This is a genomic window from Streptomyces sp. NPDC090741, from assembly GCF_044769045.1.
In the GTDB taxonomy this organism is placed as follows: domain Bacteria; phylum Actinomycetota; class Actinomycetes; order Streptomycetales; family Streptomycetaceae; genus Streptomyces.
On sequence record NZ_JBIVXF010000020.1, the window covers coordinates 115,563 to 133,404 of the forward strand.

Annotated in this window: 19 protein-coding genes; 6 read left to right on the top strand and 13 right to left on the bottom strand. The window is 72.7% G+C overall.

From position 1 onward, the window contains the following. Positions 1 to 76: 76 nt before the first annotated feature. Both ACIQU4_RS37215 and ACIQU4_RS37220 read right to left on the bottom strand, forming a co-directional pair. The gene (locus ACIQU4_RS37215) at positions 77 to 1,720 is read right to left on the bottom strand and encodes a thiamine pyrophosphate-binding protein (protein WP_403740676.1); all 1,644 of its coding nucleotides are present in this window, start codon (positions 1,718 to 1,720) and stop codon (positions 77 to 79) included. 8 nt (positions 1,721 to 1,728) lie between these two features. Next, positions 1,729 to 2,553 (bottom strand): type 1 glutamine amidotransferase domain-containing protein, encoded by an 825-nt coding sequence (locus tag ACIQU4_RS37220; protein ID WP_053693989.1) that lies wholly within the window; start codon positions 2,551 to 2,553, stop codon positions 1,729 to 1,731. A 267-nt stretch (positions 2,554 to 2,820) separates the two neighbouring features. On the opposite strand from ACIQU4_RS37220, the gene ACIQU4_RS37225 reads away from it, so the two are divergent. The 5 genes from ACIQU4_RS37225 (at position 2,821) to ACIQU4_RS37245 (ending at position 6,279) form a co-directional block, all read left to right on the top strand. Then, complete coding sequence (locus tag ACIQU4_RS37225; RefSeq protein ID WP_385581934.1) at positions 2,821 to 3,093, top strand: UBP-type zinc finger domain-containing protein; 273 nt, start codon at positions 2,821 to 2,823, stop codon at positions 3,091 to 3,093. Then, positions 3,090 to 4,811: an FAD-dependent oxidoreductase gene (locus tag ACIQU4_RS37230; RefSeq protein WP_403740679.1), complete on the top strand. Its 1,722-nt coding sequence runs from the start codon at positions 3,090 to 3,092 to the stop codon at positions 4,809 to 4,811. Before ACIQU4_RS37225 ends, ACIQU4_RS37230 begins: the two co-directional genes overlap by 4 nt. A 54-nt stretch (positions 4,812 to 4,865) precedes the next feature. Continuing rightward, positions 4,866 to 5,384: a hypothetical protein gene (locus ACIQU4_RS37235; RefSeq protein ID WP_403740680.1), complete on the top strand. Its 519-nt coding sequence runs from the start codon at positions 4,866 to 4,868 to the stop codon at positions 5,382 to 5,384. 83 nt (positions 5,385 to 5,467) lie between these two features. Next, positions 5,468 to 5,803: a putative quinol monooxygenase gene (locus ACIQU4_RS37240; RefSeq protein WP_030157498.1), complete on the top strand. Its 336-nt coding sequence runs from the start codon at positions 5,468 to 5,470 to the stop codon at positions 5,801 to 5,803. Beyond that, on the top strand, positions 5,800 to 6,279 hold the full coding sequence (locus ACIQU4_RS37245; RefSeq protein ID WP_403740683.1) for a group II truncated hemoglobin: 480 nt from the start codon (positions 5,800 to 5,802) through the stop codon (positions 6,277 to 6,279). Before ACIQU4_RS37240 ends, ACIQU4_RS37245 begins: the two co-directional genes overlap by 4 nt. 63 nt (positions 6,280 to 6,342) lie before the next feature. Here ACIQU4_RS37245 and ACIQU4_RS37250 read toward each other — a convergent pair whose 3' ends face one another. The 9 genes from ACIQU4_RS37250 to fmt all read right to left on the bottom strand — a co-directional run bounded on the left by ACIQU4_RS37250 (position 6,343) and on the right by fmt (position 13,279). After that, positions 6,343 to 6,759, bottom strand: coding sequence for a barstar family protein (locus ACIQU4_RS37250; protein WP_403740686.1), 417 nt, complete (start codon positions 6,757 to 6,759; stop codon positions 6,343 to 6,345). After that, entirely contained in the window at positions 6,756 to 7,214 is a 459-nt protein-coding gene (locus ACIQU4_RS37255) for a ribonuclease domain-containing protein (RefSeq protein WP_403740688.1), read from the bottom strand. Before ACIQU4_RS37255 ends, ACIQU4_RS37250 begins: the two co-directional genes overlap by 4 nt. A gap of 70 nt (positions 7,215 to 7,284) precedes the next feature. Continuing rightward, positions 7,285 to 7,506, bottom strand: coding sequence for a CarD family transcriptional regulator (locus ACIQU4_RS37260; RefSeq protein ID WP_030157491.1), 222 nt, complete (start codon positions 7,504 to 7,506; stop codon positions 7,285 to 7,287). A 158-nt stretch (positions 7,507 to 7,664) separates the two neighbouring features. After that, positions 7,665 to 8,678, bottom strand: coding sequence for a sugar-binding transcriptional regulator (locus tag ACIQU4_RS37265; protein ID WP_385582103.1), 1,014 nt, complete (start codon positions 8,676 to 8,678; stop codon positions 7,665 to 7,667). A 124-nt stretch (positions 8,679 to 8,802) separates the two neighbouring features. Beyond that, entirely contained in the window at positions 8,803 to 9,489 is a 687-nt protein-coding gene (gene rpe, locus ACIQU4_RS37270; RefSeq protein ID WP_387290687.1) for a ribulose-phosphate 3-epimerase, read from the bottom strand. 403 nt (positions 9,490 to 9,892) lie between these two features. Beyond that, complete coding sequence (locus tag ACIQU4_RS37275) at positions 9,893 to 10,435, bottom strand: hypothetical protein (protein WP_403740691.1); 543 nt, start codon at positions 10,433 to 10,435, stop codon at positions 9,893 to 9,895. After that, a complete protein-coding gene (locus ACIQU4_RS37280) occupies positions 10,432 to 10,833 on the bottom strand; it encodes a hypothetical protein (protein WP_403740694.1) in 402 nt (133 codons plus the stop codon). The genes ACIQU4_RS37275 and ACIQU4_RS37280 overlap by 4 nt, the downstream gene beginning before the upstream one ends. Continuing rightward, on the bottom strand, positions 10,773 to 12,233 hold the full coding sequence (locus tag ACIQU4_RS37285; protein ID WP_403740697.1) for an RsmB/NOP family class I SAM-dependent RNA methyltransferase: 1,461 nt from the start codon (positions 12,231 to 12,233) through the stop codon (positions 10,773 to 10,775). The genes ACIQU4_RS37280 and ACIQU4_RS37285 overlap by 61 nt, the downstream gene beginning before the upstream one ends. A gap of 101 nt (positions 12,234 to 12,334) precedes the next feature. Beyond that, complete coding sequence (gene fmt / locus ACIQU4_RS37290; RefSeq protein WP_403740700.1) at positions 12,335 to 13,279, bottom strand: methionyl-tRNA formyltransferase; 945 nt, start codon at positions 13,277 to 13,279, stop codon at positions 12,335 to 12,337. A gap of 311 nt (positions 13,280 to 13,590) precedes the next feature. Here fmt and ACIQU4_RS37295 point away from each other — a divergent pair, with 311 nt between their 5' ends. Next, complete coding sequence (locus tag ACIQU4_RS37295; RefSeq protein ID WP_403740702.1) at positions 13,591 to 14,112, top strand: hypothetical protein; 522 nt, start codon at positions 13,591 to 13,593, stop codon at positions 14,110 to 14,112. A gap of 267 nt (positions 14,113 to 14,379) precedes the next feature. Here the strand turns inward: ACIQU4_RS37295 and ACIQU4_RS37300 are convergent, their stop codons facing one another. Together ACIQU4_RS37300 and metK are read right to left on the bottom strand one after the other, a co-directional pair. Beyond that, the gene (locus ACIQU4_RS37300) at positions 14,380 to 16,512 is read right to left on the bottom strand and encodes a primosomal protein N' (protein WP_403740704.1); all 2,133 of its coding nucleotides are present in this window, start codon (positions 16,510 to 16,512) and stop codon (positions 14,380 to 14,382) included. Between the two features lie 107 nt (positions 16,513 to 16,619). Next, complete coding sequence (metK, locus tag ACIQU4_RS37305; RefSeq protein ID WP_030873691.1) at positions 16,620 to 17,828, bottom strand: methionine adenosyltransferase; 1,209 nt, start codon at positions 17,826 to 17,828, stop codon at positions 16,620 to 16,622. Positions 17,829 to 17,842: the final 14 nt, after the last annotated feature.

The following is a 17,842-nucleotide window of genomic DNA, read 5'->3' on the forward strand; positions in this document are numbered from 1 at the left end:
CCTCCTGTCCGTGGTGGTTGCTGTGCGGTGGGTGGCGGCGGTGCGGTGCGGTGCGGCGGTGCGGTGCGGCGGTGCGTCAGATCTGTACGTCGACGAGGAACGGTCCGGGGTGGTCGAGCATCCGGGCCACGGCGGCGACCGCCTCGTCCGGCTTCTCCACCCGCATCCCCTCGGCGCCGAGCGCCCGCGCCAGCCCGGCGAAGTCGATCTCGGGGTGGGAGAGGTCGAAGGAGCCCGGGAACCCGTGCTCCGGGATGTCCCGCTCCCGCCAGTACTGGGCGATGTTGTCGTCCAGCAGCCGGTACTTGCGGTTGTTGCAGACCACGAACTTGGCGTCGATGCCGTGCCGGACCGCGGTCCACAGCGCCTGGTACGTGTACATCGACCCGCCGTCGCCCGCGAAGCCGACGACCAGGCGGTCCGGACGGGCCAGCTTGGCGCCGACCGCCCCCGGGAAGCCCACCCCGAGCGATCCGCCCCGGGTGAGGTGGTAGTCGCCGGGGCGCTCCGCCGGCAGGTACCGGGTGACCAGCGGCGAGGTGGTCAGCGCCTCGTCGAAGACGATCAGGTCCCCGCCGGTGCGCTCGGCCAGGGTCCGCAGGAAGACGGCCATCGGCGTGCCGTCCTGCTCGGTGTCCCCGCCCCTGGCGGACAGCGCCCGCTCGCGGGTGCGGGCGTCGAGCCGGGCGGCCGCGGCCGCCCGCCGCTGCGGGCTCAGCCGGCGCTCCAGTACGCCCGCCAGCGCGTGCAGGGCCTGTTTCGGGTCGGCGGCCAGGCCCAGGTCCACCGGGTGGTTCTTGGCGATCTCGTACGCGTTCAGGTCGATGTGGACGACCTTGGCGCCGGCCCGGAAGGGGTTCTCCAGCTCGGGGAACACCTCCGGGAAGACATAGGTGCCGACGATCAGCACCCCGTCCGCGCCGGCCACGAGCTCCTTGCTGTGCGGGCCGAACATGTGGCCGCTCTGGCCGCGGCGCAGCGGGTGGGAGGCCGCGATGTTCACCTCGGAGGAGTCGACCTCGTACACGTCGGCGCCCAGCAGCTCGGCGACGGCGGCGAGTTCGCGCTGGGCCCCGGAGAGCGAGACCCCGTCCCCGACGAGGATCACTGGCCGCTCCGCGGAGGCGAGCAGCTCGGCCGCCCGCCCCACCGAGGCCGGCGAGGGCGCCACGTCCGTGAGCGGCACCGCGGCGGGCAGGACGGGCTCGGAGTTCAGCTCGTCCAGCACGTCCATCGGCAGCGCCACGAAGACCGGGCCGCGCGGCGGGGTCAGGGCGATCTTGACCGCCCGCCGGATGGTGCGCAGTACGGAGTGCCGGTCGGTGACCCGGGTCGCGTACTTCGTCACCGGCTTCGCCATCGCCACCAGGTCGGAGGCCATCTGCGCGTCCATGGCGTCGTAGCGGACCCCGGCGTCGCCGGCGACCACGACGAGCGGGGTGTGGCCGCGCAGCGACTGGTAGAGCATCCCGATGCCGTTGCCCAGCCCCACCCCGGAGTGCAGCTGGAGCAGGGCCGCGCCGCCGGTGGCCCGGGCGTAGCCGTCGGCGATCCCGGCGGCCACGGTCTCCTGGAGGGCGAGGACGTAGTGGAAGTCCTCCGCCGCGTCCACCGCGTCGAGGAACCCCTGTTCCACCGTCCCCGGATTTCCGAACATCACATTCAGGCCGTCGGCCTTGAACTGCTCGATCAGCCTTTCCCGTCCGGGAGTGGCTTCCATGATTCCCCCTACCACCCGTAACGGGTGAGACCGTCCTCCAGGACTTCCACGATCTTCTGCCCCGTCAGATATGAATCAGGGGTGGAACGGCCGGTCACGAACGGGTAGTCGACGATCACCGAAAGCGGGTGGCCGAAATTCCCGTGATAGGCGCCGCGCGGCCCGGTGGCATCGCGCAGGATGTACTCCAGCGGGTACGGCGGCGGGCCCATGTTGAAGTCGGTACCGAGGAATCCGGTGCCGTCCTTGTAGTCGTACTCCTTGCAGTGGCCGGTCACGTGCTTGCCCCAGATGATGCTCTTGCGGTCGCCCCAGTCGCGGGCGAAGGCCAGGCAGGCCACGCCGTAGCACTCGGCGGCCACGACCTTGCCGGCGTTCTTGAAGGCCAGGATCAGCGCGTGGACGCGCTCGTTGTTGGCGAGGTCGACGATGGGGCCGCTGCCGCCGACGATGAGGAGCGCGTCGTAGCCGGCGATGTCGGCCTCAAGCTTCTCCAGATCGCGGTGGTACTGCTCCAGCTTGCGCAGGTAGCCCTCGTCGCTCGTGTACGGGCGCTCGGGTGCCCACGCCTCGATGTCGAGCGGCGTGTCCAGCCGGCTCGACTGCTCGAACTCCCGCCCCAGCCGGGCGTTCTCCTCGGTGGTGACCGAGCGTCCCAGTGGAGGGTCGATGAAGTTCGCGTCGAGGCTCGGCGGAAGAGCGTGCGGACGCTTTCCGGTCGGCGTGGCGAATACGACTTCGTAGCCCCGCTCGTCGAACTTCGAAACGGGGCCTATCAGTTCTTCGGCCCAGTAACCGTGTTCGGAGACAATGACCAGAATCTTTCTGCTCACGGATTCCTCCAGGCGCCGCCTGTTGTCGTTGGCCTGACCCACACTGCTTGTGCCCGAGGGCTGCGTCAAAGCGCCCGTATGCGACTTCATGAGGTGGGAGGGCAGGTCGCAGGGGCACCTCAGGTAGTCGCTTCCGGACGTCATGAAGTAGCCGCAGGACTTCATGACCTCGGCCGAATCACTGAACCATTACGGGGGCACCGCCCTATGGTCTGGACGCGCCGTGAATCAAGGGTGCGCGAAGGATCGAGGAGAGGGACGGGGACGATGACGACGGACCTGTTGTGCACACACATCGATCAGATACGTCCGGTGGAACCAGGCACCGAGGGCTGCGAGGAGTGCCTCGCCCTCGGCGACAGCTGGGTGCACCTGAGGATGTGCCTCAGCTGCGGGCACGTCGGATGCTGCGACTCCTCCAAGAACCGCCACGCCACCAAGCACTACCGCACCAGCGAGCACCCCATCGCCGCCTCGCACGAGCCCGGCGAGGCGTGGGCCTGGTGCTACGCCGACAAGCTGATGCTGGACGCGGCGTGAGCGCGGCCCCGGAGAGCGCCACCGCCCCCGCCACGGCGGCCGCGGCCGAGCGCGCCGAGAGCAGGAAGCCCGTCATCCTGGCCGTGGACGACGATCCGCAGGTGCTGCGGGCCGTCCGCCGCGACCTGCGCAGCGCGTACGGCGACCGCTACCGGGTGCTCGGCGCCTCCTCCGCCGCCGACGCCCTCAAGATCCTGGACTCCCTCGACGAGCGCGGCCACGACCCGGCGCTGTTCCTCGTGGACCAGCGGATGCCCGACGTGACCGGCGTCGAGTTCCTCCTGGAGGCCGTCAGCCGCTTCCCGGACGCCCGCCGCGTGCTGCTCACGGCGTACGCGGAGACGGACGCGGCGATCACCGCCATCAACCGGGTGCGGCTCGATTACTACCTGCTCAAGCCGTGGGACCCGCCGCACGAGCGGCTCTTCCCGGTCCTGGACGACCTGCTCTCCGACTGGCTGGCCACCTACCGCCCCGCGTACGACGGCATCATCGTCGCCGGGCACCTCGTCTCCCCCGGCACGCACGCCGTCCGGGACTTCTTCACCCGCAACGGCCAGCCGTTCCGCTTCCTGAACGTGGAGCGGGATCCCGAGGCGCTGACCCTGATCGCCGCCCAGCCCGACGCGGCGCTGCCCCTCGTACGGTTCCCGGACGGGGCGGTGCTCTCCGCGCCCTCCGACACCGAACTCGCCCAGCGCCTCGGGCTGGCCACCACCGCCTCGCGCCCGCACTACGAGTGCGTCATCGTCGGCGCGGGCCCCGCGGGCCTGGCGGCCGGGGTCTACTCGGCCTCGGAGGGCCTCTCGACGCTGATGCTGGACTCCCGCGCCCCGGGCGGCCAGGCCGGCACCTCCAGCCTGATCGAGAACTACCTGGGCTTCCCCTCGGGCCTCTCCGGCGGCGACCTGACACGCCGGGCCACCATCCAGGCCTCCCGCTTCGGCGCCGAGATCCTGCACCCGGTGGAGGTGGTCTCGCTGACCCGGGACGACCCGGCGAAGATCCTGACCCTGGCCGACGGTACGGAGATCAGCGCCGAGACGGTGCTGCTGGCCACCGGGGTCTCGTACAACCGTCTGGAGGCCCCCGGCGCCGACCGCTTCGAGGGTGCGGGGCTCTACTACGGCGCGGCGACGACGGAGAGCTCGGCGTGCATCTCGCAGCACGTGTTCATCGTGGGCGGTGCGAACTCGGCCGGCCAGGCGGCGGTGCACTTCGCCAAGTACGCGGCCAAGGTGACCATCCTGGTCCGCGCCGAATCCCTGGACGCGAGCATGTCCCGCTACCTGATCGACGAGATCGACCGCACCCCGAACGTCGAGGTCAAGGTCCGTACGACGGTGGTCCGGCTGGACGGCGACGAGCACTTGGAGCAGCTGACCCTCCACGACTCGACCACGGGCGCGGACACGCAGGTCCCGGCCCGGTTCATGTTCACCTTCATCGGCGCCCGCCCGCACACGGACTGGCTGTCGGGCGTGGTCGAGCGCGACGAGTACGGCTTCGTGCTCACCGGGTCCGACCTGATCGCGAACGGCGGGGAGCTCCCGGCGGAGTGGAGCCTGGAGCGCGCCCCGTACCCGCTGGAGACGAGCGTCCCCGGCGTCTTCGCGGCCGGTGACGTCCGGGCCCACTCGGTCAAGCGCGTGGCCTCGGGCGTGGGCGAGGGGGCGATGGCGGTCTCGCTGATCCACCGGTACCGCTCGATGGGCTGAGAGCGAACACGAATCGCTTGCGATCAAGCGAGTGTCGGATGCAACGTTAATTACATGATTACATCCGAGCAGAGCGAGCAGCTTCGCACGTGGTTCGCGGACCGCCTTCCGGTGGACGTGTACGAGTCCCTGGTCGACGTGGCGGTCGACCGCGAGGAGATCACGGTCGTCGGCACCATCCCGGCGACCGAGTCCGTCAAGGAGTTCCGCGAGCGCACCCGGGAACAGCGCATCGAGGTCGCCCGGGAGGCGGAGGAGCTCTACCGCCGCAAGGTCGCCTGGGCCGTCCAGTCCGGCGACGACCGCGTCCTGTTCACGCACCTGGCGGTCCCGGTGATGACGCGCCTGCGCCAGCCGGAGCGCAAGGTCCTCGACACCCTGGTGGCGGGCGGCGTCGCCCGCAGCCGGGCCGACGCCCTCGCCTGGTGCGTCCGCCTCGTCGGCCGCAACACGGACGAGTGGCTGACCGAGCTCCGCGACTCGCTGGCCAAGGTCCAGCAGGTCCGCGCGGCCGGCCCCGACGTGGCGGAGGCCTCCGAGGCCGCGGACTCCAAGAAGTCTGAGTCGGAATGACGAAAGTCCTCCCCACCGGGGCATGATCACGCAAGTCTGACAGCGAGCCGACCGGCACCCGATCACAGGGAGAGGCACGCCCCATGACCACCACCGTCGAATACATCCGCTACCGGATCGCATTGGACGACCAGCAGGCCTTCGAGGACTCGTACCGGCAGGCCGCGGAGGCCCTGGCCGCGTCACCCGAGTGCATCGACTACGAGCTGGCCCGCTGCGAGGAGGAGAACGACCGGGAGCGCTACATCCTCCGCATCCGCTGGACGTCGGTCGACGCCCACCTCAACGGATTCCGCAAGGGGGAGCACTTCCCGGCGTTCTTCAGCGCGATCCGCCCGTACGTGAAGGCCATCGAGGAGATGCAGCACTACCGCGTCACCGACGTGGCCGGCCCCGGAAAGGCCGCGCCCCAGTCATGAGCACCACACCCGGCACCACTCCCACCATCTACGAGTGGATGGGCGGGGCGGAGGCGATGAACCGCCTCACCGACGCCTTCTACGCGCACGCCCTGCAGGACGAGATCCTGGCCCCGGTCTTCGCGGGCATGGACTCGGAGCACCCCCAGCACGTCGCCGTCTGGCTGTCGGAGGTCTTCGGCGGCCCGGCGGAGTACACGGCCCACCACGGCGGCCACCAGCACATGGCCACCAAGCACCTGGGCCGCGGCATCACCGAGAAGCAGCGCCGCCGCTGGGTGGACCTGCTGATGGACACGGCGGACGAGGTCGGCCTCCCGGCGGACCCCGAATTCCGCGCGGTGTTCGCGTACTACATCGAGTGGGGCACCCGCATGGCCCTGATCTACTCGGGCCCCGAACCCCCACCGGTGGACGCGGCCAAGATCCCGGTCTGGTCCTGGGGCCAAACACCCCCGTGGATCCCGAAGAGCTAGTCCCCTGTGGGGGGGCGGGGGCGAGGTCCCCGCCCCCCACGGCCATGTCCGTCCCGCTGCGGCTCAGCGTCCGGACGGCTCGTGCACGGTCCCCTCGGGCGGCCCGCCCGGAGCCTCGGCGAGCAGCACGGTCAACTCGCCGTCGGCGCCGTCGGCGCCCTCGCGCCAGAACTCGACGGCCTGCTCCAGGATCTCCTGCAAAGTCTCCCAGTCCCCCGGCCGGACCTGCGCGTACGACCGCCAGGACGTCACCGCCACCAACCGCCCCGGGGCCCGCGGCAACCACGACAGGTCGATCAGCGCATCGGCCAACGCGTCCCAGTTCCCGCCGAACCAGGACGGCACCCGGAGCGCCGCCCCCCACCGCCGCATCAGCTCGGTCTTGCTGCGTACGCCGGCCAGGTCCACCCGGAGCGTCGTCCAGCCCGCTTCCTCGGCGGCGGCCAGCGCCGGCCCGAGCGGCCGCGGATCCAGGGTCATCGCAGGACCGCCTTGAAGGTGTCGTAGTGGTCGTCCGTGTAGTAGAACTCCCCACCCTCACCGGTCACGATCCGCCGCGCCCCGCGGTCGCGCTCCCCCGGCGTCTTCACCGTGAACTCGTGGTAGTACCCGCTCTTCTGCTTCGGCAGGGCCTTCTCGAAGTTCCCGAACACGGTCCCGTCCTGCCGGTACGGATACGGCCCGCCCTTGTCGATGAGCACGAGCAGGTCCCGCGCCTGCGACGGCAGCGCGTCCGCCCGTACGGTCGCCATCCCCTTGGCCCAAGCGGGCGGCCCGGAAACAGCGGAACCCGGTACGGAAGCCGACGCCGAGGCGGCGGCGGACGGCGCGGCCTTCTCCCCACCACACCCCGCCACGCCGACCAGCGCAGCGCACAGGAACACCGCCCCCACGACCAGACGCAGCAACGACCGGGGCACGTCCCTGAAGATCATGCACCGATCGTGCCAAATATCCGATTCGCTCGCGAATCGCGCGGTGACGGTAACCGCGGCGGCGACAGCCTCAGAGCGCGGACATCTTGGTGTAGGGACTCAGGATTCTCTTCTGGACCGATCCGAAGTCGACCAGGACAGCGATCCCCTCCTCGATACCGACGACACGGCCGAGGCCGTGCTCATCGTGAGAGACCCGGTCGCCGACGCTGAACTGCCGGAGCGGCGGTTCCACGGGGGCCTTGAACGGGCTGGACGGCAAATGGCGGCGAGGTACTGCTGACTTTGTCATTGAGACCAGTATGCGCCCCACAGCCCCCCGCAGAGGCCGCCGTTCGGATCTCAATTGCGGCACCATCCACCCGGGGGCCCGCCCCGGGGCCCGCGCCGGGCCCGGGCAGGGCGGCGGCGCGGGGGTGCCGCACACGATCCGCAAAAGAACCCGAGGACTCAGTCGTCCGGGTCGGCCCGCTCCAGCGCCGGCCGCAGTCCCGGCTCCGACTCGGTGAGCAGGTAGTCCGCCACCGCCGTGTCGGTGACCAGGCTGGTCACCAGCCCGGACCGCAGCACCGCCCCGATCGCGGAGGCCTTGCGCAGCCCGCCCGCGATGGCCACGACCTCGGGGATCCGCCGCAGCCGGTCCGCCTCGACGGTGATGCACCGCTCGCCCAGGTCCCGCCCGACGCGCCGCCCCTCGGAGTCGAACAGGTGGGCGGACATTTCGGCCGCGACACCGAGCGAGGCGTAGTGCGCCCGCTCCTCGTCGGTGAGCATGTCGTGGACGGTCGAGATGCCCGGCTCCCACGACCCGATCGAGACCGCGGCGACCGTCACCTTGTCGAAGTACTCGAAGGCCCGGGCGATCCCCGTCTGGCTGCGCAGCGCGGCCGCGGTCGCCGGATCGGGGAGCAGCATCGGCGCGTAGATCGGGTGCGCGTCGCCGCCCGAGACCTGGGCGGCCCGCCGTACAGCCTCCACGGACCCGCGCTCGGCCGTACCGGCGTCGTACACGCCCGTCAGCTGCACCACAGTGCACGGCGGCAGCCGGTGCAGGGAGGCGGCCATGTGGATGGTCGAGCGCCCCCACGCCAGGCCCAGTACGTCGCCCTCGTTGACGAGCTCGCCGAGCAGGTCGGCGGCGACCGCGCCCAGGTTCTCCGGATCCGGCGCGTCCTCGGTCGCGTCGGCCGGGGATTCGACCACCACCGCGTGCCGGAGCCCGTACCGGGCCCGCAGCGCGTCGGACCGCTCCGCGTCGAGCTCGGCCGGCACCCGGATCTCGATCCGTACGAGGTCGCGCTCAAGGGCGGTCTCCAGGACCCGGGCCACCTTGAAGCGGCTCACGCCGAACTCCTCGGCGATCTGGATCTTGGACTTGCCCTCCAGGTAGAAGCGGCGGGCCATGGCCGCCGCCTGCACCAGCTCCGCGGGTCCCATCCGCAGGGCTGACCGTCCCGCCGACATTGCAGACACCGCGTTCTCCTCACTGCTGTTCACACTCTCGACTCGCCGTTCATCCTGTCAGATCCGGCGGCCGTTGATCAGCCTGGACAGCTCCCGTTCACCGAGCTGTTCACCAACTCTCGTTTCAGTGGTCGCAAGCCCAGGGCGCCGCGGCGATCGCGACGTCCGCCTGCTCCCGCAGCGTACGTACGGCCGCGGCCGGGTCGACGGCCCCGTAGACCGCGCTCCCCGCGACGAACACGTCGGCGCCGGCCTCCGCGCACCGCTCGATCGTCGTGGCCGAGACCCCGCCGTCGACCTGGAGCCACAGCTCGAGGCCGTGCTTGGCGATGAGCTCCCGGGTACGGCGGATCTTGGGGAGCATGATGTCGAGAAAGGGCTGGCCGCCGAAGCCGGGCTCGACCGTCATGATCAGCAGCATGTCCAGCTCGGGGAGGATGTCCTCGTACTGCTCGATCGGCGTGGCGGGCTTGAGCGCCATGGACGCCCGCGCCCCCTTGGCCCGGATCTCCCGTGCGAGGCGCACGGGCGCGGCGGCGGCCTCGGCGTGGAAGGTGACCGATCCGGCGCCGGCCTCGACGTACTGCGGGGCCCAGCGGTCCGGGTCCTCGATCATGAGATGCAGGTCCAGCGGGATGTCCGTGGCACGGCTCAGGGACTCCACGACGGGCACGCCGAGGGTGAGGTTCGGGACGAAATGGTTGTCCATGACATCGACATGCAGCCAGTCGGCCCCCTCGACGGCCTTCGCCTCCTCGGCGAGTCGGGCGAAGTCGGCGGACAGGATGCTGGGATAAATCTGAGCGGCCATGCCCCCAAGCCTGCCATGCCGTGGCACAGTTCCGGCCACGACCCCGGAAGTCGGGGCCTGCGTAGCCAGACTTAAGTGATCATGGAGAACAGTTAACGCACCCTTCGAGATCGGGGGGGGGCGTCAACCGTTCCATCCCGCGCTCTGGAAGTACGCCTGCGCGCGGGCCACGGCCCGCACCCTCTCGTCCTCCGGCAGCGGCGGGGTCGACCAGGTGTGGTGGACCGGGGTCCCGGACTCGTCCCGGACCGTGCTGAGGCCTTCCCCGGGCTGCGTGGGCGCCGACCCGACCCCCAGCGCGTCGTAGATCCGGCTGGAGTGGCCGACGGCGTGGTCCCGCCCGGGCTCGTCGATCCGCGGGGCCTCCAGCTCGGCGGGATCGGCCGCGGTCGCCGCCGAGGCCTTACCCGGCGGGCGGGAGGAAGCAGGGCGATGTCACCTTGACGGAGGCGACGCCCTCGCCCTTGGCGCGGTCCATGACGCCGGTCACGGCGTCCATCCAGAAGTCGTCGGGCTCCGTACGCATGTAGACCGTCGGAAAGGGGCTGGCCCAGTCGACCTCGCCCGAGGTGTTGTACTTGTAGCCCTGCTTCAGCCAGGCGTCCCGTGCCTGCCGCACGAGGTTCTGGGCCTCGGACCCCGGAACGCCGGTCAGTTTGTAGACGAGGGTGACCTGCACGCGGTCGTCTGGGCCGTGGTCGTCCCTGGCGATGCAGGCGCCGACGGGCGCGTTGCCCATGCGCTCCAGCGTCGGCTGGGGGGACATGCCGTCCACCGCCTGGTGAATGATTTCTTCTGCCCGGTCGATCGCCTGTTGCTCGTTCATCGTGACCTGCTTCGGTGCCTTGCCGCCGGTTTTCTGTCCGTCCCCCTGCGCCCCGCACGCGGTCACCATGATCGTCATGGCCAGCAGTGCGGCAGCCGGGACTGCTTTGCGTAGCTTCACGGTCGTCCTCCGGTAACGATCTTCGCCAGGCTGCCGAGGGGCTTTTCGTCCCAGTACTGGGAGTGCGCGGGCATCACGTCCCAGTTCGCGCCCGGAGGCTTCCCGGCGGGGACGTCGAAGACCACGCCGCCGAAGTCGTCGGACGTCGGGTCCGTCCCGTGGACGATCGTGTGGTCGTCGAAAAGATCCCAGTACGACTTCGGGCCGAGCGGGGCCCGGGCCGGGGGCGGGGCGACGTTGATGAGGTCGTTCTGGGCCGTGGCCGCGAAGACGTGGTCGGAGGTCCGACTCGCGCGGGACGCACCGTGCGTCTCCCCGAACTCCCCGGCCCCGCCCCCTACCCCGTGCGGCGGATCAGTGCCAGGTACATCGCGTCCGTCCCGTGCAGGTGCGGCCACAGCTGTACGTCCGGGCCGTCGCCCAGGGCCGGGACGCCCCCCATGTACGGCCTGGCGTCGATCAGTTCGGCGTCCACCGGCGAGGCGCCCGCGCCGCGGCCGCGCAGGACGTCCTCCACGACGACCCGGGTCTCGGCCAGGTGCGGCGAACAGGTCGCGTAGCCCACGATGCCACCCACCCGGACCGCCGACAGCGCCTCGCGCAGCAGCGCGCGCTGGAGCGGGGCGAAGCCCTCCAGGTCCTCCGGGCGTCGCCGCCACCTGGCCTCCGGGCGGCGGCGCAGCGCGCCCAGCCCGGTGCAGGGGACGTCCATCAGGACCCGGTCGAAGGAGCCAGGCCGCCACGGCGGGCGGGTGCCGTCCGCCGCGATGACCTGGTACGGACCGGGATTGCCGGCCAGGGAACGCTCCACGAGCCGCGCCCGGTGCGGCTGCTTCTCGGAGGCCAGCAGGAACGCCCCGCGCTGCGCCGCCAGCGCGCCCAGCAGGGCCGCCTTGCCACCGGGTCCCGCGCAGCCGTCCAGCCAGCGCTCGTCGCGCCCCTCGACCGGCGCGGCCGCGAGGGCCATCGCCACCAGCTGGCTGCCCTCGTCCTGGACGCCCGCACGCCCGTCGCGGACCGCCTCCAGCGCGCCCGGTTCGCCGCCCTCGGCCATGCGCACGGCATACGGCGACCAGCGCCCCGGCAGCGCCGAGTCCTCGCCGACCGCCGCCAGCAGCTCCTCGGACGTGGACCGCCCGGGCCGCGCCACCAAGGTGACCTCGGGCCGCTCGTTGTCGGCTTCGAGGAGGTCCTCGATACCGGCCCGGCCGCCGCCGAGGGCGTCCCACAGGGCGCTGACGACCCACCTCGGGTGCGAGTGGTACACCGCGAGGTGCTCCTCGGCGTCCTCCTCGTACGGCGGGGCCACCCGCTCCAGCCAGCCGTCCAGGTCGTGCGCGGCGATCTTGCGCAGCACGGCGTTCACGAACTTGGCGCGCCCGTCCCCGAGCACCACCCGGGCCAGCTCCACGCTGGCCGACACCGCCGCGTGCGTCGGGATCCGGGTCCCCAGCAGCTGGTGGGCGCCGAGCGAGAGCACGTCCAGCACCGGCGGGTCCACCTCGCGCAGCGGCCGGTCGATGCAGGCCTTGATGACCGCGTCGTACGTGCCCTGGCGGCGCAGCGTCCCGTAGACGAGCTCGGTGGCCAGCGCCGCGTCCCGCGCCTCGAAGCCCTCCGTCTGGCGGGCCTTGCGCAGCAGCGGGGGCAGGACGAGGTTCGCGTACGCGTCGCGCTCGCCCACCGCCCGCAGGGCCTCGAAGGCCAGCAGCCGGACGGGGTCCTTCTTGGGGCGGCGGTACGGCTTGGCCTGCCGCTGGCCTGCGGCGCTGCGCGGGGGACGGGACTGATCGCTCACGTGAAAGGTGCTCCGGGTTTACGGGGTCTACGAGGTGGCGCCGACGTACGGGGTGCCGCCGGCGGCGGCGGGCCGGTGTCCGACGGGGACACCGGTACGGATCAGCCTACGTCCGCGGCGCCGAGGCGCTCGCCGGCAGCGATCCGCACCCCGCGGGCCCAGTCGGCGCCGCGCATCGGCTTCTTGCCCTGGGGCTGCACCCAGAGCAGCTCCACGGCGTGCGAGCCGGTGCCGACGTACACGTTGTTCTTGCCCGGGGAGAGCTCTCCGGGCGCCAGGTCCGTGCGGTCGGTGACCAGGCCGACGGAGATCAGCTTGAGCCGCTCCCCGCGGAAGACGGTCCACGCGCCGGGCGCGGGCGTGCAGCCGCGCACCAGGCGGTCGGCGCGCATCGCCGGGGCGTTCCAGTCGATGCGGGCGTCCTCGACGGTGATCTTGGGTGCGAGCGAGATGCCGTCGGCGGGCTGCCCGACGGCGCGCAGGGTGCCGTCCTCGATGCCGTCCATGGTGGCGGCCAGCAGGCCGGAGCCGGCGAAGGCGAGGCGGGTGAGCAGGTCGCCGCTGGTGTCGGTGGGGCGGATCTCCTCGGTCAGGTGCCCGTAGACGGGCCCGGAGTCCAGGCCCTCCTCGATGAGGAAGGTGGAGGCGCCGGTGACCTGGTCCCCCGCCATGATCGAGTGCTGTACGGGCGCGGCCCCGCGCCACGCGGGCAGCAGCGAGAAGTGCAGGTTGACCCAGCCGTGCCGGGGGATCTCGATGGCGCTCTTGGGGATCAGCGCCCCGTACGCGACGACCGGGCAGCAGTCCGGGCCGATCTCGCGCAGCCGGGCCTGGAACTCCGGGTCGCGGGGCCGGGCGGGCTTGAGGATCTCGATGCCGGCCTCTTCGGCGCGCTCGGCGACCGGGCTGGCGACGAGCCGGCGGCCGCGGCCGGCCGGTGCGTCGGGCCGGGTGACGACGGCGGCGACCTCGTGCCGCCCGGAGGCGATGAGGGCGTCCAGGGCGGGCACGGCGACCTCGGGGGTGCCTGCGAAGACGAGCTTCACTGGGGTCCTACCTCGCTATCTCGGCTGTCAGCAGCACACCAGTCTATGTTCCCGGCGCCGTTGGGGGCGCCCGGCCCGTGGGCGGGCACCTCAGGGGCCCGCCCCAGGGCCCGCCCCAGGGGTCCCGGACGGCCCGTCAGGGGGCGTACGCACACACGCGCGCCTCTCGCATATGCCGACACGCCCCCGGTGCGTGACTTCAGTGCCGTTTGGCGCGTTGGTCAAGAGAGATTGACCGAAACCGGGCCGCGCGATGAGATCGGTGTCTGCGGCCCGATCCGCTCTTCAGCACCGGTTCGAGAGGCTTCTTCATGGCCGACCACGCCACCCACGACGCCCAAGCACGGGCCAGCCTGCATCTCCTGGTGCGGGACATCGAGCGGGTTCGCCGGCAGGTGGATGCTCTGCGTACGCTCACCGCCCAGCTCGGCAATGTGTACCGCCCGCGCCGCTCCGGTCCCTCCACGGGCTTCGTCGTCTATGGCAGGGCCCCCGCGCCCACCGTCCGCCTCGCGCAGGAGCTGCGGGACAGCGTCGAGACGCTGGTGACCGCAGCGGTGGACTTCGACCGCTCGCTCGGCTTCTCGTGGGACGCGGTGGGTTCCGCGCTCGGCGTCACCAAGCAGGCCGTGCACCGGCGGTACGGGGCCCGGCGGGCCCAGACCGCGGAGTCCGCGGAGCAGCCGGCCGAGGGCACGACCACGCGGACCCTCGGGCCGCTGCCCACGGTCCCGGCGGCCCGCTCGGTGCCGCCGCAGCCGCTGCGCGAGGAGTCCCAGGCCGCGGCCCCGTCCCGCTCCGCGGCCGCCTTCCCGGGCCCCCGCAACGGCTGATCCGCCGCCGGGCGTCGGGACGCCGACCTCCGACGGCCGGCCCGCCGACCACCGCCCCCGGCGGGACACCCCGTCCCGGCGGGGGCGTCCGGCTGCACCGGGCCGGGGCAGCCGCCCCCTGACGGCCCCGGCGCCGGGGGCGGCGGCCCTGCGGGGCATGTCCCCTACCGCCCTTCCACCGTTGCCCCGGGACGGTGCCCCGGGCCCCCGTACGGGCGCTCCGCGCCCGTCGCCTCGAAACGCCGGCGGGGCTGACTCCAGCACCCCTCAGCCGATGTCCGGCGGGTCGATCCGCACGCGGACCGACTCCGCCGCCGGGACTCCGCGGGCCAGCCGGGCCGCCTGGGCCGACTTCAGGGCGGCCGCCAGCGCCGCCCCGCTGCCGGGCGGGACGCGGACCAGGGCCCGATCCCCCGGCGAGGGTTCCCCGCGCCGCCCCGGCACCGGCACCGGGCCCAGCACCTCCGCGTCCGGCGGCAGCCCCGCTCCGGCCAGGAAGGCCTCCACCGCCTCGCCCCGACCGGCCACGGCCGCCATCCGGGACACCGGCGGGAACCCGAGCTGGGCCCGCTCCGCGAGCTCCCGTACGGCATGGCCCACCGGGTCCCACCGCACGAGGGCCTGGACCGGCCGCAGCGTCGGCTCCGCGACCACGACGACCTGCCCCTCCCCGCGGACCAGCGAGGCGGCCGCGATCCACCGGCGCAGCGCGTCCTCCCCGGCCCGCAGGTCGGGCCGGGTCAGCATCGCCCAGCCGTCCAGCAGCAGCGCCGCCGCGTACCCGGCGCCGGCCGCGACCGGCTCGGCTCCCGGGGTGCACACCACCAGCGCGGGCCGGTCCGGCACCTCGTCCAGGATGTGGTCGCGCCCCGAAGTCCGTACGGGCACGGCCGGGAAGGCCCGCCCGAGCTCCTCGGCCGTCCGCCGGGCGCCCACCACCTGGGCGCGCAGCCGGAACGACCCGCACTCCTCGCAGTGCCAGGCGCTCTCCTGCCGTCCGCACCAGCCGCAGTGCAGCTCCCGCGCGTCGGGGGCCTCCAGCGGCCCCGCGCAGACCTTGCAGCGGGCGGGGGCGCGGCAGCGCTCGCACGCCAGCCGCGGCGCATAGCCGCGCCGGGGCACCTGTACGAGCACGGGCCCGGACTTCAGTCCCTCCCGTACGGTCTCCCAGGCCAGGCTCGGCAGCCGGGCGGCGCGGGCCGCCTCGTCCCGGGCCAGGAGTTCGTCGCCCACGGTCCGGATCCGGGGCGCGCAGGCCCGTACCGTCTCGCGGTCGGCGGCGAGCGGCCGCGCCCAGCCCGTTTCGACCAGCTGGGCGGCCTCCACGGTGCAGCTGGTGCTCCCGGCCAGGAATCCGCAGCCGTCGCCGACGGCGCGCAGCTCCAGGACCTCCCGTACGTGCGGGAACGGCGCGTGGTCGTCGCTGTGGCTGGAGTCGCCGTCGTCCCAGACGGCGACCAGCCCGAGGTCCCGTACGGGCGCGAACATCGCGGCCCGGGTGCCGATGACGGCCCGCACCGAGCCCCGGTGCACGGCGAGCCACTGGCGGTAGCGCTTCTCGGGACCGGACTCGGCGGTCAGCAGCGCGTGCCGCCCCTCGCCGAGCAGGGCGGTCAGCGCCGCGTCGACCCGGGCCGCGGTGCGCCCGTCGGGCAGGACGGCGAGGGCGCCGCGGCCGGAGGCGAGCGTGGCGGCCATGGCCCGGGCCAGCTCGTCGGCCCAGCCGGGGCCGGGCAGGGCGGTCCATACGGCGCGCGGCGCACCGCCCGTGGCCAGCGCCCGCAGGAAGGCGGGGCCGGAGCCGTACCGCGCCCAGCCGCCCGGTTCGGGCGCGGCGGGCGGGGGCAGCGGCTCGGGTGAGGGCTTGGCCTCGGCGCGGGCACTGCGCGCGGGCAGGGCGAGCTGGAGTACGTCGGCCAGGCTGCCGGCGTACCGGTCGGCGACGGCCCGGGCCAGGGCCAGCATGCCGGGGGTGAGCACGACCTCGGGCGAGACGACGTGGGCGAGGGCGGCCAGGACGCCGTTGTAGTCGGATTCGGCGCGGCGCTCGACGATGAACCCGTCGATGAGGCCGCCGCCCTCGCGGCGGCCGCCGTGCACCTGGTGGGAGCCGGCGCCGAAGCGGACCCGGACGCGGACGCCCGGCCGGGCGGCCTCGGAGAGCTCCTCGGGAACGGCGTAGTCCCAGAGCTGATCGAGGTGGAGCACGCCCTTGTTGACCAGGATCCGGGCGACCGGCAGCTCCTTGGCGAGGGCGGCGCCGCGCCAGGTGCGCGGTTTGGCCTTGGGGGCCTTGGCCTTCGCCTCGGCGACCATCTCCCGCATCAGCGCGAGCTGCTCCGGCGGACCGCCGGGACTCTCGTCCCCGCTCCGCTGCCCGGATTCGTTCGTGCTGCTCACACCCGCATTCTTACCAAACCCCACCGACAACGGACGGCCCCGGACCACAGGGGTCCGGGGCCGTCCGTACAGCGGGGCTTGCCCGTTACCGCAGGTCCTGCGTGTTCCTACAGGCCGGCGGCCGCGCGCAGCGCGTCCACGCGGTCGGTGCGCTCCCAGGTGAAGTCCGGCAGCTCGCGGCCGAAGTGGCCGTACGCGGCGGTCTGGGCGTAGATCGGGCGCAGCAGGTCGAGGTCGCGGATGATCGCGGCCGGGCGGAGGTCGAAGACCTGGCCGATCGCGTCCTCGATCTTCTGGACCTCCACCTTGGCGGTGCCGAAGGTCTCGACGAAGAGGCCGACGGGCTCGGCCTTGCCGATGGCGTACGCGACCTGGACCTCGCAGCGCGAGGCGAGGCCGGCGGCGACCACGTTCTTGGCGACCCAGCGCATGGCGTACGCGGCGGAGCGGTCGACCTTGGACGGGTCCTTGCCCGAGAAGGCGCCGCCGCCGTGGCGGGCCATGCCGCCGTAGGTGTCGATGATGATCTTGCGGCCGGTGAGGCCGGCGTCGCCCATCGGGCCGCCGATCTCGAAGCGGCCGGTCGGGTTGACCAGCAGGCGGTAGCCCTCGGTGTCGAGCTTGATGCCGTCCTCGACGAGCTGGGCGAGCACGTGCTCGACGACGAACTCGCGGATGTCCGGGGCGAGCAGCGAGTCCAGGTCGATGTCCGAGGCATGCTGCGAGGACACGACGACGGTGTCGAGGCGGACGGCCTTGTCCCCGTCGTACTCGATGGTGACCTGGGTCTTGCCGTCGGGGCGCAGGTACGGGATGGTCCCGTTCTTGCGGACCTCGGACAGGCGGCGCGAGAGCCGGTGCGCGATGTGGATCGGGAGCGGCATGAGCTCGGGGGTCTCGTCGCACGCGTAGCCGAACATCAGGCCCTGGTCGCCGGCGCCCTGCTTGTCGAGCTCGTCCTCGTCGCCCTCGACCCGCTTCTCGTACGCGGTGTCGACGCCCTGCGCGATGTCCGGGGACTGCGCGCCGATGGACACCGACACGCCGCAGGAGGCGCCGTCGAAGCCCTTCTTCGAGGAGTCGTAGCCGATCTCGAGGATCTTGTCGCGGACGAGCTGCGCGATCGGCGCGTACGCCTTCGTCGTCACCTCACCGGCGATGTGGACGAGACCGGTGGTGATGAGGGTCTCCACGGCCACACGCGAGGTCGGGTCCTCGGTGAGAAGTGCGTCGAGGATCGTGTCGCTGATCTGGTCAGCGATCTTGTCGGGGTGACCCTCGGTGACGGACTCCGAGGTGAACAGGCGACGGGACACAACGCTCCCTGGGG